At 69.4% G+C, this 15,641-nt stretch carries 12 protein-coding genes; 5 read left to right on the top strand and 7 right to left on the bottom strand.

Features of this window, described 5'->3' with window-relative positions; all coding sequences use genetic code 11:
- Positions 1-158 precede the first annotated feature (158 nt).
- Positions 159-1,418 carry a CHRD domain-containing protein gene (locus tag FKR81_RS21835; RefSeq protein ID WP_146353959.1) on the top strand — a complete coding sequence of 420 codons (1,260 nt, stop codon included), beginning with the start codon at positions 159-161 and terminating at the stop codon, positions 1,416-1,418.
- Between the two features lie 63 nt (positions 1,419-1,481).
- Here the strand turns inward: FKR81_RS21835 and FKR81_RS21830 are convergent, their stop codons facing one another.
- On the bottom strand, positions 1,482-1,907 hold the full coding sequence (locus FKR81_RS21830; RefSeq protein ID WP_146353958.1) for a nucleoside deaminase: 426 nt from the start codon (positions 1,905-1,907) through the stop codon (positions 1,482-1,484).
- A gap of 2 nt (positions 1,908-1,909) precedes the next feature.
- Positions 1,910-2,695, bottom strand: coding sequence for an LLM class flavin-dependent oxidoreductase (locus tag FKR81_RS21825; RefSeq protein ID WP_146353957.1), 786 nt, complete (start codon positions 2,693-2,695; stop codon positions 1,910-1,912).
- Between the two features lie 92 nt (positions 2,696-2,787).
- On the opposite strand from FKR81_RS21825, the gene FKR81_RS21820 reads away from it, so the two are divergent.
- On the top strand, positions 2,788-3,240 hold the full coding sequence (locus FKR81_RS21820; RefSeq protein WP_146353956.1) for an Lrp/AsnC family transcriptional regulator: 453 nt from the start codon (positions 2,788-2,790) through the stop codon (positions 3,238-3,240).
- Between the two features lie 53 nt (positions 3,241-3,293).
- Here FKR81_RS21820 and FKR81_RS21815 read toward each other — a convergent pair whose 3' ends face one another.
- Together FKR81_RS21815 and gltB are read right to left on the bottom strand one after the other, a co-directional pair.
- On the bottom strand, positions 3,294-4,799 hold the full coding sequence (locus FKR81_RS21815; RefSeq protein ID WP_146353955.1) for a glutamate synthase subunit beta: 1,506 nt from the start codon (positions 4,797-4,799) through the stop codon (positions 3,294-3,296).
- The gene (gene gltB / locus FKR81_RS21810) at positions 4,792-9,315 is read right to left on the bottom strand and encodes a glutamate synthase large subunit (RefSeq protein ID WP_146353954.1); all 4,524 of its coding nucleotides are present in this window, start codon (positions 9,313-9,315) and stop codon (positions 4,792-4,794) included. Before gltB ends, FKR81_RS21815 begins: the two co-directional genes overlap by 8 nt.
- A gap of 527 nt (positions 9,316-9,842) precedes the next feature.
- Between gltB and FKR81_RS21805 the strand changes: the two genes are divergently transcribed.
- A complete protein-coding gene (locus FKR81_RS21805) occupies positions 9,843-10,370 on the top strand; it encodes a hypothetical protein (RefSeq protein ID WP_146353953.1) in 528 nt (175 codons plus the stop codon).
- Positions 10,367-11,248, top strand: a complete 882-nt coding sequence (locus FKR81_RS21800; protein WP_146353952.1) for a hypothetical protein — start codon at positions 10,367-10,369, stop codon at positions 11,246-11,248. Before FKR81_RS21805 ends, FKR81_RS21800 begins: the two co-directional genes overlap by 4 nt.
- Positions 11,249-11,270: 22 nt before the next feature.
- On the opposite strand, the gene dctA is transcribed toward FKR81_RS21800, so the two are convergent.
- On the bottom strand, positions 11,271-12,611 hold the full coding sequence (gene dctA / locus FKR81_RS21795) for a C4-dicarboxylate transporter DctA (protein ID WP_146353951.1): 1,341 nt from the start codon (positions 12,609-12,611) through the stop codon (positions 11,271-11,273).
- Between the two features lie 108 nt (positions 12,612-12,719).
- Here dctA and FKR81_RS21790 point away from each other — a divergent pair, with 108 nt between their 5' ends.
- The gene (locus FKR81_RS21790) at positions 12,720-13,625 is read left to right on the top strand and encodes a TAXI family TRAP transporter solute-binding subunit (protein ID WP_235921686.1); all 906 of its coding nucleotides are present in this window, start codon (positions 12,720-12,722) and stop codon (positions 13,623-13,625) included.
- On the opposite strand, the gene FKR81_RS21785 is transcribed toward FKR81_RS21790, so the two are convergent.
- Positions 13,615-14,976 (bottom strand): sensor histidine kinase, encoded by a 1,362-nt coding sequence (locus FKR81_RS21785; protein ID WP_146353950.1) that lies wholly within the window; start codon positions 14,974-14,976, stop codon positions 13,615-13,617. The genes FKR81_RS21790 and FKR81_RS21785 overlap by 11 nt on opposite strands.
- Complete coding sequence (locus tag FKR81_RS21780; protein ID WP_146353949.1) at positions 14,976-15,641, bottom strand: response regulator transcription factor; 666 nt, start codon at positions 15,639-15,641, stop codon at positions 14,976-14,978. The genes FKR81_RS21785 and FKR81_RS21780 overlap by 1 nt, the downstream gene beginning before the upstream one ends.

The raw sequence follows: 15,641 nt of genomic DNA, 5'->3' as shown, positions 1-15,641 counted from the left end.
TCGGTGAGTACCTGTTCCGGGAGCTACACGTCTGCCGAGGTCGTTAGGTTCGATAAAAAGTTTGTTGAACCGGACAGGCGGTTCGTTGCGTGTAGATGGCGTTGGGTCCGCCAAACCCTCCCCGACTTCAGAACTGACTAGCCTTGGAGAAGAAATCCATGCCAGCCAACAAGGTGGCCGTCGCCACCGTTCTCGGAGCCGCGGGCGCACTCGCATTCGGCGTCCTTGCCCCCGTCATGGCCGTTGCGGCACAACCGAACGCGCAACCCGTGACCGTGACCATCAAGCAGAACGGCGACTACACGGCAACGCTGTGCGCCGCTGACATCCTCGAAGGACGCTGCCTCGACGGCGCCAAGAAGGGTGACACCAAGACCTTCACGGTCAAGCCCCCGAAGAACTCCCCGAACATCGAGGTGCGCGTCGTCGTCAACGGCGGCGGCTCGACGTTCCAGAACTTCACCGCGGACGGTCCGAAGCTGGACATCGAAACCGGTGGCAACAAGCAGAACCCGACCGCGGTGAAGGCCGCGGCCGGCGGTGGTCACGGCGACCACGGCACCGCGCCCACCCAGCCCCAGCCGCCCGCGGAGCAGAAGCCCGCTCCGCAGAAGCCGGTCAAGGGAACGCCGACCTTCTTCTCGGCTGAGCTCGACGGCAAGCAGGAAGTCCCCGCCGCTGGCCAGAAGGTCGGCGACCCGGACGGCCGCGCGAGCGCACTCGTCGAGATCAAGGGTGACCGGATCACGTTCGCACTCAACTGGAAGAACACCTCACCGCTCACCCTCGGCCACATCCACCAGGGTGCGGCGGGCCAGAACGGCCCGGTGAAGGTGCCGCTGTTCAGCACCGCGATGCCGGACACCGTCACCGCCGCCGCGGGCCAGGTCGTCGTCGACCCGGCGCTGGCGGAGGAGATCCGCAAGAACCCGGCCGGTTTCTACGTGAACCTGCACAGCACCGAGTTCGGTGGCGGCGCGGTCCGCGCCCAGCTCAAGCCGCTGAACAAGCGCGTCAACCCGCTCGACATCATCAAGGGCGGCAAGCTGCGCGCGTTCTCCAACGGCAAGCAGGAGGTCCCGGTCGAGGGCGGCCCCAAGGTCGGCGACCAGGACGGCCAGGCCGTCACGTTCGTGCAGCCCGCCGGTAGCGGTGTGGACTTCTCGATCGCCTGGGTGAACATCGAGGCGCCGACGCTGGGTCACGTGCACCAGGGCGTCAAGGGCCAGAACGGCCCGGTGAAGATCACGTTCTTCGGCACGCCGATCCCCGCGGGCATCTTCGCGGTCAACGGCACCGTGTCCAATGTGGACAAGGTGGTCGTCGATGAGCTGAAGAAGAACCCGGCAGGCTTCTACTCGAACCTGCACACGCTGACCTTCGGTGGCGGCGCGGTCCGGGGCCAGTTCCACAGCTGATCTGAATTGCCATGAGGGGAGCTTTCCCAGCGGTCAACGCCGGGAAAGCTCCCCTCATGGCGTTCAGCCGTAGTAGGCGTCGATCGGAGCGCGGGCCTCGTCGAACAGGGCCGGACCCTCCTGCGGCACCTCCGGGAAGCCGGTGAACGACGCGACCTCGTTGAACTGCTCCGCCGACAAGGCGAACACGACCCGCCCCAGCCCGGACCGGGCGATCCCGCCCGCGCACATGCCGCACGGCTGGGTGCTGGTGTACATGGTCGTGGCCGCCGCGGCCTCCCGGTCCAGCTCGCGCGCCGCAAACCTCGCCATCTTCAGCTCGGGGTGCGCGCTGATGTCCTTGTCCCCCAGTACGGTGTTCCACGCCTCCGCGAGCACGGCGCCGTCCGGCCCCACCAGCAGCGAGCCGAACGGTGCCTCACCGCTCGCCCTGCCGTGCTCGGCGAGCTCGATCGCCCGGCGCAGGAACCGCTCGTCGTCCGGTGTCATCCTCACTCCATTCCCTTGTGCGCCATCACGGTCGCGATGTCGCGCCACGCCACCTCGGGGTCCGCCGGGTCGAACGGGTCGAGCACGACCGTGTCCGCGCCCAGCGCCCGCAGCTCGTCGAGGTCGGCGACGACCTGTTCGATCGTGCCCTCACCGGCGAGCCTGCCCGGATCGGTGACCGGCTCGTCGGTGAGCCGCAGCACGATTCTCGGCTTCATGTCCGCTGTGGACCTCTCCCGGATCCACGGCATGGCGAAGCGCAACGGGTGCCACGCGGCACCGAACCGCTTCGCCCTGCGGACGGCGGCGTCGCTGTTGCCGCCGATCCAGATCGGGATGTCCCCGGCGCGGTAGCCGTCGTCCCTCCAGGCTTCCCGCATGGCCACGAGGTGCTCGTCGGTCAGCTTTCCCCGGTGCTGGAAGGGAATCCCGAGCGCCTCGAACTCCTGCCGCGCCCACCCCACCCCGACGCCCAGCACGAGCCTGCCGCCGCTGAGGTCGTTGAGGTTGGCCGCCATCCGCGCGATGACCAGCGGATGGCGGTACGGCACCACGAGCACCGTCGTGCCGAGCCGCACGCGGCTGGTCATGCCCGCCAGGTAGGACAGCGTGGTGAACGGCTCGTAGAACGGCGCCGGGTACTGCTCGGCGACGTCCGGCGTCACCGCCACGTGGTCCGACATCATCAGCAGGTCGAGCCCCAGTTCCTCGACCGTCCGCGCCCACTGCCGCAGCACTCCGGGGTCTGCGCCGGGCCCGAAGTTGGGAACGTTCACGCCTATCTGCACCGCTCAAGGCTATGCACTGAACGACTCGCTTTGAAGAGATCCATCACGGCGTTCGGGGCGTTTCGCCGCGAATATCGCGGTACGTTGGCCGTATGGCCGAGAATCTTGACGCGACCGACTGGTCGATCCTGATCGAGCTCCAGCAGGACGGCCGCATCGCCATGACCGAGCTGGGCAAGCGGGTCAACCTGAGCGCGTCGGCGACCACCGAACGCGTCCGCCGCCTGGAGACGATCGGCGTCATCAGCGGCTACCGCGCCGACGTCGACCTCGCCAAGGCCGGGTACGCCGTGCTCGCGGTGGTGCGCCTCAAGTACCCCGGCAACCGGCACCAGCCGTTGCACGAGCTGCTCGCGCAACGCACCGAGATACTCGAGTGCCTGCGCACCACCGGCGACGACTGCTACACGCTGAAAGTCGCCGCCTCGTCCATGGCGCACCTCGAAGAGCTCGTCGGCGAGCTGCTCGAGCTCGGGCCCACGACGACGAACCTGGTCTACAGCGAGACGCTGCCCTACCGCGGACCCCGCCCGTCGAGCACGTGAAAAAACGAAGGCCCGCAACGACGCCGTTGTCGTTGCGGGCCCGGATCAGGTGGTCAGACGACCGCGAGCGGGAGCAGGTTGGGGATGACGGGCGAGGGCAGGTTCGACGAGCCCGTCAGGAACTTGTCGACCGAGTTGGCCACCGAGCGGCCCTCGGCGATCGCCCACACCACGAGCGAGGCGCCGCGGTGCGCGTCACCGCAGACGAACACGCCGGGCGCGGTCGTCTGCCAGTCCGAGCCGCACGAGATCGTGCCGCGCTGCGTCAGTGAGATCCCGAGGTCGTCGAGCAGGCGCATGTGCTCGACGCCCTCGAAGCCGATCGCCAGCAGCACCATGTCCGCGGGCAGCACCTCGACGTCGTCGGACAGCGGCACCACGGAACGGCGGCCGGACGCGTCCTTCTCGACCCGCACCTTCTGCAGCTCGATCTGCCGCACGTGGCCCTCATCGTCACCGACGAAGCGCTTGACGGCGACCGCGAACTTGCGCTCGCCCGCCTCCTCGTGCGCCGGGTAGGTGCGCAGGATCCACGGCCAGACGGGCCACGGCGAGCGCTCGTCGTCGCGGACCGAGGGCGGCTGCGGGTACTGGTCGAGCTGCGTCACGGACAGCGCGCCCTGGCGGGTCGCGGTGCCGTAGCAGTCGGCGCCGGTGTCGCCACCGCCGATGATGATGACGTGCTTGCCCTCGGCGCTGATCGACGACGCGCCGTCGCCCTCGCACGCGCGGTTCGCGGGCACGAGGTGGTCCATCGCCAGGTGCACGCCCGTGAGCTCACGACCGGGAGTCGCGACGTCGTCCCTGCCGCGCAACGCACCCACGGCCAGCACGACCGCGTCGAACTGGGCGCGCAGCTGCTCGACGGTGATGTCGACGCCGACCTCGCAGCCGGTGACGAACTTGGTGCCCTCCTTGCGGAGCTGCGAAAGCCTCCGGTCGAGGACCTTCTTCTCCATCTTGAACTCGGGGATGCCGTACCGCAGCAGCCCGCCGAGCCGGTCATCCCGTTCGTACACCACGACTTCGTGGCCGGCACGGGTCAGCTGCTGCGCGGCCGCGAGTCCGGCGGGGCCGGAGCCGACGACCGCGACGCGCTTGCCGGACGTCACAGTCGCCTGGGACGGCTGGACGTAGCCGTTCTCCCACGAGACGTCCGCGATGGTCTCCTCGACGCGCTTGATCGCGACCGCGCCACCCGCGTCGGTCGAGATCGCCAGCACGCACGCCGCCTCGCACGGCGCGGGGCACAACCTGCCGGTGAACTCCGGGAAGTTGTTCGTGGCGTGCAGGCGGTCCGACGCCGACTCCCAGTCGCCGCGGCGCACCAGGTCGTTCCACTCGGGGATCAGGTTCCCGAGCGGGCAGCCGGCGGTTCCGCTGTGGCAGAACGGGATTCCGCAGTCCATGCAGCGCGTGGCCTGGGTGCGCACCTGCTGGTCGCGCACCTTCGGCTCCAGGTCGAGGTAGACCTCGCGCCAGTCCGACAGGCGGTCCGCGACAGGACGCTTCTTGAAGTCCTGCCGGTTGTGCTTCATAAAGCCCTGCGGGTCAGCCACGGGACGCCTCCATGATCGCCTGGTCGACGTCCCGGCCCTCGGCGCGTGCGAGCCTCATCGCTTCGAGCACGCGCTGGTAGTCACCGGGCATGACCTTCGTGAACGCACCGGCCCTTCGGGTCCAGTCGCCGAGGAGAGACGCCGCCACAGCTGAACCGGTCAGCTTGTGGTGGCGCGCGACGACGCCCTTGAGCCAACGCAGATCCTCGGCGTTGAGGCGCTGCAGTTGCACCATCTCCTGGTTCACCGACAACGGGTCCAGGTCGAGCACGTACGCGATGCCGCCGGACATGCCGGCCGCGATGTTGCGGCCGGTCGGTCCGAGCACCACCGCGCGTCCGCCGGTCATGTACTCGAACGCGTGGTCGCCCACGCCTTCGGCCACGGCCAGCGCACCGGAGTTGCGCACGCAGAAGCGGACGCCGACGCGGCCGCGCAGGAACATCTCACCGCTGGTCGCGCCGTAGCCGATCACGTTGCCCGCGATCACCTGCTCCTCGGCGATGAACTGCGCGTCGTCGTGCGGGCGCACGATGATGCGGCCACCGGAGAGGCCCTTGCCGACGTAGTCGTTCGCGTCGCCGACCATCTCGAGCGTGATACCGCTCGGCAGGAACGCGCCGAGCGACTGGCCCGCGGAGCCGGTGAGCTTGATGTGGATCGTGTCGTCCGGCAGGCCCTCGCCGCCGTAGCGGCGGGTGACCTCGGCGCCGAGCAGCGTGCCGACGGTCCGGTTGACGTTGCGCACCGGCAGTTCCAGCGTCAGCGGGTGCGCGTCCTCCAGCGCCGCCTCGGCGAGTTGGATGAGCGTGCGGTCCAGCGCGTGCTGCAGGCCGTGGTCCTGCTCGCGGACGCGGCGCTTCGCCGTCTGGTACGGCGTCGCCGGCACCTCGAAGATCGGCTTCAGGTCGAGCCCGTCGGCCTTCCAGTGGTCGATCGCCTCGTCGGCGTCCAGCAGCTGCGCCTGACCGACGGCCTCGTCGATCGTGCGGAAACCGAGCTGCGCCAGCAGTTCCCGGACCTCCTGCGCGACGAACTCGAAGAAGTTCACCACGTGGTCGGCCTGTCCGGTGTAGCGCTCGCGCAGCACCGGGTTCTGCGTCGCGACGCCGACCGGGCAGGTGTCCAGGTGGCAGACGCGCATCATCACGCAGCCCGCGACGATCAGCGGCGCGGTCGCGAAGCCGAACTCCTCGGCACCGAGCAGCGCGGCGACCACGACGTCGCGGCCGGTGCGCATGGCGCCGTCGACCTGGACCGTGATGCGGTCGCGCAAACCGTTGAGCAGCAACGTCTGCTGGGTCTCGGCGAGGCCGATCTCCCACGGCGTGCCCGCGTGCTTGAGCGAGTTCAGCGGCGACGCGCCGGTTCCGCCGTCGTGGCCGGAGATCAGCACGACGTCCGCGTGGGCCTTCGCGACACCCGCCGCGACCGTGCCGACGCCGATCGAGCTGACCAGCTTCACGTGCACGCGGGCCTGCTCGTTGGCGTTCTTCAGGTCGTGGATGAGCTGCGCGAGGTCCTCGATCGAGTAGATGTCGTGGTGCGGCGGCGGCGAGATGAGGCCGACGCCCGGCGTGGAGTGCCGGGTGCGCGCGATCCACGGGTACACCTTGAAGCCGGGCAGCTGCCCGCCCTCGCCGGGCTTCGCACCCTGCGCCATCTTGATCTGGATGTCCGTGGCGTTGACCAGGTACTCGCTGGTGACGCCGAACCGTCCACTCGCGACCTGCTTGACCGCGGAACGGCGCTCCGGGTCGTAGAGGCGCTCGCGGTCCTCGCCGCCCTCGCCGCTGTTGGAGCGGCCGCCGATGCGGTTCATCGCGATGGCCAGCGTCTCGTGCGCCTCCGCCGAGATGGAGCCGTACGACATGGCGCCGGTGTTGAAGCGCTTCATGATCGAACTGATCGGCTCGACCTCGTCGATCGGGATCGGCGTGCGGCCCTCGGTGCGCAGCTTGAACAGGCCGCGCAGCGTGCCGCCCTGGCGCGCCATGCGCTCGACCTCGTCGGTGTAGCGCTGGTACACCTCGCGCTTGCGCGTCTTGGTCGCGTGCTGCAGCAGGAACACCGTCTCCGGCGAGAACAGGTGCAGCTCGCCCTCGCGGCGGTAGGAGTACTCGCCGCCGACCTCGAGGCGCCGGTGCACGCGGTCCGTCGGGTTCTCCGGGTGCGCGCGGCGGTGGCGCAGCGCGACCTCCTCGGCGAGCACGTCGAGACCGACGCCGCCGAGCTTGGAGATCGTGCCGGTGAAGTACTCCTCCAGCAGCTCGTTCGACAGGCCGACGCCCTCGAAGACCTGCGCGGCGGTGTACGCGCCGACGGTGGAGATGCCCATCTTCGACATGATCTTCAGGACGCCCTTGACGAGCGCCTTGACGTAGTTGCGGATCGCCTTGCGCGGCTCGATGCCGGTGATCGTGCCGTGGGCGATCAGGTCCTCGATCGTCTCGAACGCGAGGTACGGGTTGACCGCGGCGGCGCCGTAGCTGAGCAGTGCGGCGATGTGGTGCACCTCGCGGGCGTCACCGGTCTCGACGACGAGCGCGACGCGCAGGCGTTCCTTGGTGCGCACCAGGTGGTGGTGCACCGCGGAGACCAGCAGCAGCGACGGGATCGGCGCCATCCGGTGGTCGGAGTCGCGGTCGCTCAGCACGAGCGTGCGGGCACCGGCCGCGATCGCCTCGGACGCCTCGCGGCGCACGCGCTCGATCGCGTCGGCGAGCGCCTGACCGTCGCCGTCCACTTCGTACAGTCCGGACAGGACGGTGCACGCGTAGCCGGGCAGGTCGCCGTCGTCGTTGATGTGGATGAGCTTGGCCAGCTCGTCGTTGTCGATGACCGGGTAGGTCAGCTGCACGTGGCGGCACGACACCGGGCCTGGCTGCAGCAGGTTCTGCTCCGGACCCATGACGCGCGAGACGGAGGTGACGATCTCCTCGCGGATCGCGTCCAGCGGCGGGTTCGTGACCTGCGCGAAGTTCTGCACGAAGTAGTCGTAGAGCAGCCGCGAGCGCTGGCTGAGCGCCGCGACCGGGGTGTCCGTGCCCATCGAGCCGAGCGGCTCGAAGCCGTTCATCGACATCGGCGTGAGCAGGATCCGCAGCTCCTCCTCGGTGTAACCGAAGGTGAGCTGGCGGCGCACGACGGACTCGTGGCTCTGCACGACGTGCTCGCGGTCCTGCAGGTCGGCCAGGTCGAGCAGGCCGGCGTGCAGCCATTCGTCGTAGGGCAGTTCGTCCGCCAGGCGGGACTTCACCTCGTCGTCGTCGACGATGCGGCCCTCGATGGTGTCGACGAGGAACATGCGGCCCGGCTGGAGCCGCCCCTTGGCGACGACCTGGTCGGACGGCACGTCCAGCACGCCGGTCTCGCTGGCGAGCACGACGCGGCCGTCGGCGGTCTGCCACCAGCGCGCGGGGCGCAGGCCGTTGCGGTCGAGCACGGCGCCGACGATGGAGCCGTCGGTGAACGTGACGCAGGCGGGGCCGTCCCACGGCTCCATGAGGCTCGCGTGGAACTGGTAGAACGAACGCCGCTTCGGGTCCATCGTGGCGTGGTTCTCCCACGCCTCGGGAATCATCATCAGCACGGCATGCGGCAGGCTGCGGCCGCCGAGGTGCAGCAGCTCCAGCACCTCGTCGAAGGACGCGGAGTCCGAGCCCTCGGGGTCGCAGATCGGGAAGAGCCGCGCGAGGTCGCCGGGAATCAGGTCGGACTCGAGCAGCGCCTCACGGGCGCGCATGCGGTTGCGGTTGCCGCGGACGGTGTTGATCTCACCGTTGTGCGCGACGTAGCGGAACGGGTGCGCGAGCGGCCACGAGGGGAACGTGTTGGTGGAGAAACGGCTGTGCACCAACGCGATCGCGGTGGCGAGCCGCTCGTCCGTGAGGTCGGGGAAGAAAGCGGGCAGCTGGCTCGTCGTCAGCATTCCCTTGTAGACGATCGTCCGTGCGGAGAGCGACGGGAAGTACACGTCGCCGTCGTGCTCGATGCGCTTGCGCAGCGCGAAGGTCATCCGGTCGAGCTCGATGCCGCTCTGACATCGGTCGCCCTTGACGAACAGCATGGCGAAGTGCGGCACGACCGAGAGAGCGGTCGGACCGACGCTGGCGCCTTCCGGGTCGACCGGCACGTCGCGCCAGCCGAGAACGGTGAGCCCTTCCTCCGCGGCCATGCGTTCAGCAGCTTGAACCGCATACCAACGCTTTTCGGGCTCAAACGGAAGAAATGCGATTCCGGCCGCGTATTGCTCGCGCTCCGGCAACTCGAAGTCGACGACTTCCCGCAGGAACTCGTCGGGGATCTGGAGCAGGATTCCGGCACCGTCGCCGGAGGTCGGCTCCGCACCTGCGGCGCCGCGATGCTCCAGGTTCGCGAGCGCGGTCAGCGCATCCTTGAGAATGCCGTGTGAACGCCTGCCCTGGATGTCGGCCACCATGGCAACGCCGCACGCGTCGCGCTCGGCGGAGGGGTCGTAAAGACCCTGGGGGCCGGGGATGGCGGAGAAGATCACTGCGCAGACCTCCTACGTCGTCCTCGCTAAAGAACAAAGTCCTCGTGCTCAGACCTCGAACCAACAGGTTGGGCACGGGACGACGATGGCCCGCGTGTTGACGCGACTTTAACAGCCGCGAAACCAGGGAACACCATCCAACGGGTGATCCCGGTCATTGACGCGTAACGATTGGGAGCGCCCGAGCGACATTGCGTCGCACACTGACCCTTGGTTACGGCCAGGTAAGAGTAGCCGAACGTCCAACCGGCGCCAGTCCCCTGAGAGTTGCGCGACATTCACGTGTGACAGCGAAGTCGCCGGGGTACTCCCGCGTGTTCCCTGCTCAGGCCTCTGCCGTCTCAGTTAGCGGACGCTTACCTGTCGCTCGGCTGTCACCGGACGTAGTTGTCCGCGCACACGCCGCCCCGCACTGTCCACTTCGTGCAGGGAGCTGTTGTGAGAACTCTCGTGACCGCGACCGGTCCGCCGGGCTAACCACGTGCCGGTCCAGCGCGACATCCTCAGTGAGAGGTTGAGGAGGCGTGATGGTCAGCATCTGGCTCCTGCGGATCGCCGCGGCGGCAACGCTCGTGTTCGCCGCGTGCGGCGGCGACGAGAACCCCGTGCTGCCGGTCGTTCCGCCGTCGTACACGCTCACGGTGTCGGGCACGACGGTCGTCGTCACCGACCTGATCACCAAGTCCATCACCGCCGAGCTGCAAGCGGAGGTGGAGAGGCGATGCGTGAGCCAGAGCGGTGTCCCGCTCGGCGCTGACTGCCTCGGCGACCTGGTCCCGCAGATCGGCGCGCTGCCCAACTGCGCACCGGCGTCCGGGCGCTGCCTCGAGCTGGCGCTGAAGAACAACGGCAGCGTCGGAATTCTGCGGGTCAGGGAGCAGACTCCCGGAGGCTCGGCGTGCAGCACCGGAAGGCTGTGCGGCGGCGTCGAGATCCTGGCGGACGCGGTCAAGTCGGCGGGCAAGAAGGCGCCCACGTCCTCGTCCGCACCGAGTTCGACGTCGAAACCCACGAGCAAGACCCAGGTGACCACGACGACGAAGCCGTCGAAATGACCGCGGCTGCGCCGGCGACCACATGGCGTTCACTGCTGGACGTTCTCGGGGTCGTCGGCCCGGCAGGCGTGCTGACGGCGATCGTCTACTACTTCGGGTACGTCAGCACGCGAGCGTTCTACGCCTACTTCGGCGTCAGCGTGAGCGCACTCAACTTCTCACCCACGACGTACCTGGTCCGCAGCGTCGACATCGTGTTCCAGCCCGCCGTGACGCTGCTCGTCGCGGCGCTCGTCGTCCTCGGTGCGCACGTCGTGGTGCGAACGGTTCTCAAACGCGTGCCCCCGAAGGTCGCCCGGCGGGTCGTCGCGGTGCTCGGCTGCGTCGCCGTGGCACTGCTGGGAGTGGGGCTGTTCGGCCTCTACGGTGGCCTGCTCGGGCTCTTCGCCCCGCTGGCGCTGGCCGGTTCCGCCCTGCTGGCCGAGTACGTGGTGTGGACGACCGGCGAGTACGCCACGCCACCGCCCTGGGCGGAGACCCTGATCCAGACAAGCACCAAGCTGCGCCGCGGCCTCGTGGTGGCGCTGACGCTCGTCGCGACGTTCTGGGCCGTCACCTACCTGGCCAACGCGCGCGGACGCGCCACCGCCGAGCTCTTCGAGTCGTCCCTGCCGTTGCAGGGGCAGGCGCTCGTGTACAGCGAGAAGGACCTGCGCCTGCAGGGGTTCGGCATCGGCACCACCTCGATCGCGGGCAAGGACAGCGCGTACGGCTTCCTGCACAACGGGCTGCGGCCGTTGCTCCACGCGAACGGCCGCTGGTTCCTGCTGCCCGCCGGGTGGCGACGCGACAACGGCGCGATGGTGATCGTCCTGCCGGACGATCCCGGTCACGTCCGCGTCGACCTCGTTCCGGGGTTCCGCCCGGCCGGACCGTGACGGCCGGCCGGGCGGAACAGGCTCAGTGGGCTGCTGCTGTCTCGGCGTGGTGCTTGGCCATGAGGTCGTCGACGTCGACCAGGTCGGGATCGTCCAGGACCTCCTTGAGGCGGTCCCGGTCGAGCTGGCCCTGCCAACGGGCGACGACGAGCGAGCCGACGCCGTTGCCGATGACGTTGGTGATCGCGCGGGCCTCGGACATGAAGCGGTCGATGCCGACGATCAGCGCGATGCCGACGGCCGGGATGGCGCTGTTGGCCTCGAACGCCTGCAGCGACGCGGCCAGCGTGACCAGTCCGGCGCCGGTGACGCCCGCGGCGCCCTTCGACGCGATCAGCATGAACAGCAGCAGGCCGATCTGCACGCCGAGCGACACGTCGTGCCCGGTGGCCTGCGCGATGAACACGGCGCCCATGGTCAGGTAGATGCAGGTGCCGTCGAGGTTGAACGAGTAGCCGGTCGGGATGGTCAGGCCGACGACGGACTTGTCCGCGCCCGCGGCCTCCAGCTTGACGAGCATGCGCGGCAGCACCGACTCGCTGGACGACGTGCCGAGCACGATCAGGATCTCGTCCTTCATGTAGCGCAGCAACTTCAGCAGGCTGAACCCGGCGAAGTAGCAGACGGTGCCGAGCACGACGAGGATGAACAGCAGGCACGTCACGTAGAACGAGCCCATCAGCCACAGCAGCTTGGTGAGGATGCCGGCGCCGAACTTGCCTACCGTGTAGGCGATGCCGCCGAACGCGCCGATGGGCGCCGCGTACATGACGATCTTGATGACGCCGAACATCACCTTGGCGAGCGTGTCCACCGCGCCCACGACCCGCTTGCCGCGCTCCCCCATGCCGGCGACCGCGACGGCCACCAGGATCGCGACCACGAGCACCTGGATGAGCTGCCCGTCGGTGAACGCGCTGACGAACGACTTGGGCACCAGGCCGAGGATGAAGCCGGTGACACCGGTCTCCGCGGTGGACGCCGCCTTGAGGGTCTCCGCCGCGGCGTCCGGGTTCACCTTGACCTCACCGCCGTGGTGACCCGGCGCCACCACGTTCACCACGATGAGGCCGATCGTGAGCGCGACCGTCGTCATGGCGGTGAAGTAGAGGATCGTGCGGCCGGCGAGACCACCGGCCTTGGCGAGGTTCCCGAGCCCGGCGATGCCGACCACGATCGTGGCGAAGATCGTCGGAGCGATGACCATCTTGACCAGCGCGACGAAGAGATCGGCGAGCCACTTCATCTCGCTCGCAGGTTTCGGGAAGAACCACCCGAACGCCGCGCCCAGCAGGATGGACACGACCACCCAGAAGTACAGGTGCTTGTAGATGGGTTTGCGGGCTACGGCGGTCGTCGCCACGGCTCCTCCTCGAGTTCGGGTTAAGTGAGGGTGACCACACGGAGGAGTGCCGACAAGGCGACACCCGGAAACTTCAGACACATCTGACGTAACAGCTAGTCTTTACCGGTGTTGCTCAGCCGTCGCACGCTGCTGGTAGGGGCCGCGGCGCTCACGGTGCCCGCGTGCACCGCGCAGCGCGTCCAGGCACCCGCGTCGCTCGTGCTCGCGACCGGCCCCGAGGGCGCGGTGTTCCGCGAGATCGGCGCGGCGCTGGTCAAGGCGCTCTCCGAGCAGCTGCCCGGCTGCCGCGTCACCGCCCGGCCGACCGGCGCGTCCGTGGAGAACCTGACGTTGCTGCACCGCGGCGAAGCGCAGCTGGCGCTGTCCTCTTTGGACCCGATCGTGGACGACATCCGCGGCATCTCCGCTGTCGGTCGGCTCTACGACAGCTTCATGCAGGTGGTCGTGCCCGCCGGCTCGTCGGTCCGCGGCGTCCGGGACCTCGCCGGGCTGCGGGTGTCGGTCGGGCCGCTCGGCTCGGGCACCGAGTTCACCGCGCTGCGCATGCTGAAGCTGCTCGACGTCCAGGTCGACGCGCAGCGGATGGCGCACACCGAAGCCGCGCAACGGCTCGCGGCCGGTTCGCTGGACGCTTTCCTGACGCTGACCGGGATTCCGACGCCCGCGATCACGTCCGTGCTGGGCAAGGTGCGGCTGCTGGAGCTGCCCGAGGAGGCCAAGGCGCTGACCGAGAGGTATCCGGGGCCGTACGTGCCCGCGACGATCCCGGCCACGACCTACGGCGACCTCCCTCCCAACAAGACGTTCGCGGTGCCGAACCTGTTGCTGGCGCTCGATTCCCTGAGCGCCGACGTGGTCGAGGTGGTGACGCGGACCGTGTACACCGAGTCCACCCGGATCGCGGACGGGCACCCCGAGGCATCGCGGATCAACGTGCGCACGGGGATCTCGACGGGTCAGGTGCCGCTGCACCCAGGTGCGGCGCGCTGGTTCCGCTCGGTCAAACGCTGAGCTGGACCACGGCCTCGAGCCCCTGCGGCTCGTGTTCTTTCAGCGTGAGCGTGCCGCCGGCCGACTCGATGAGCTCCGTGCAGATCGCCAGGCCCAGGCCGGTGCCGGGGACGTTCTGGTGCCGTGTCGCGCGCCAGAAGCGGCTCTTGGCGTTCGCGCGCTCGGACTCGTCCAGGCCGCTGCCGTCGTCGACGACGCGCAGCTCGACGGTGGTGTCCTCGCGGCGGCCGCTGACCGTGACGGTGGTGCCGCCGGAGAGCCTGATCGCGTTGCTGACCAGCTCGTCCAGCACGCTGCCCAGTCCACCCGGCGGTTCCTGGGCGCTGAGCCCGGCCGGGACGTCGATCTGCAGCGTCATCCCGGCCTGCTCGGTCAGTGCTCGCCAGGCCGGGACGTGCGTGGCGAGCAGCGAGTCGATCTCGACCGGCTCGGTGGCGGACGCGCTGTCGAGCCTGGTGGCGGCGAGCAGGGTGTCGAGCACGCGGCCCATCTCCTCGGCCTCGTCGACGGCGATCTGCTGCATCTCCCTGGCGGCGTCGTTCGTGATGTGCGGCGCCATGTTGTCGACGGCGAGACGCAGGCTGGCCAGTGGGTTGCGCAGCTGGTGCGAGGCGTCGCTGACGAACGCGCGTTGTCTCCTGAGGGCGCGGCCGACCACGTCGACCATGGTGTTGAAGCTCCGCGCGAGCCTGCGCAGTTCCGGCGGGCCGCCGACCTCGTCCGCGCGGACGTCCAGCTCACCGCTCGCGACCTTCGCGGTCGCCTCGTCGAGCCTGCGGACCGGGCGCAGCACCCAGCGCGACATGGGCCAGGCCGCCGCGACGACGGCGAGCATCGGCAGCAGACCCAGCAGGGCCATCAGGCCCCACTGGCGGACGACCTCGTCGCGCAGCGCGTCCGTCGGCGAGATCGTGACGACCGCGGCGACCACCTCGCTGTCCCTGCCGACCGGTTCGACCACGACCATCGGGCCGGTGCGCCACGGCCACCCCGTGTAGTCCGGCTCCGGGCGGTAGCCGCCCAGTGCCGCGGTCAGGCCGGACTTCACCGCGGAGTCGGCCGGGTCGAAGTCCGGGCGGGTCGCGGCGAGCACCTTGTTGTCCGTGCCGACCAGGCCGACCGCGACGCCGTACAGCTCGTCGTAGCGCTGGATCTCCTCCTTGAGCGCGGTGAGCCGGTCCGACTGCAACGCGCTCTCACCTAGGCTCGCGAACCGGCTCGCGTCGCCCAGCCGGTCGAGGTAGGTGGCCTGCGTTTCCCGTTGCACGACGGCGAAACCCAGCGGGACGCCCAGCGCGCCGACGAGTGCGACGAGCAGCGGGACGACGATCACCAGCAGGCGCTTGAGCATCAGGTGCTCACGAGCCGGTACCCGACGCCGCGCACGGTCTCGATGCGGACGTGGTCACCCAGCTTGGCGCGCAACGCGGCCATGTGGGTGTCGAGCGTGCGCGACGGCGCTTCCCAGTGCTCGTGCCACACCTGGTCGACGATGGAGTCCCGGCTGACCACGTCGCCCGCGCGGGTGAGCAGCAGCGCGAGGAGGTCGAACTCCTTGCGCGTCAGGCTCAGCGGCTGACCGTCCACAGTGACCGAACGCGCCGCCGCGAACAGCACCAGGCCGCCGACCTGGATCGGTTGCTCCGCCTCGGGTTCCGCGCGGTGCGCACGCGTGCGGCGCAGCACCGCCTCGATCCTGGCGAGCAGCTCGGACGTGCCGAACGGCTTCACCACGTAGTCGTCCGCGCCTGCCCGGAGCCCGAGCACGCGCTCCCGCTCCTCGCCGCGCGCGGTCACCGTGATCACCGCCGTGCCCGGCCGGTGCCGCAGCTCGCGCAGCACGTCGAGCCCGTCGCCGTCCGGCAGGCCGAGGTCGAGCAGCACGACGTCGGCCGGTGCGGCTTTGAGCGCGTCCGCGGCCGTCGCCACCCGGTGCACTTCGTAGCCCGCGTGCCGCAGTGCGGTCAGCAGGCCTCTCGCGACCCGGTCGTCGTCCTCGACGACGAGGATGCGCAC

Origin of the sequence: Lentzea tibetensis, assembly GCF_007845675.1 — a bacterium.
GTDB classification, from domain to species: Bacteria; Actinomycetota; Actinomycetes; order Mycobacteriales; family Pseudonocardiaceae; genus Lentzea; species Lentzea tibetensis.
The sequence above is the reverse complement of the archived record's forward strand: the minus strand, read 5'-3'. Positions and strand labels throughout refer to the sequence as shown.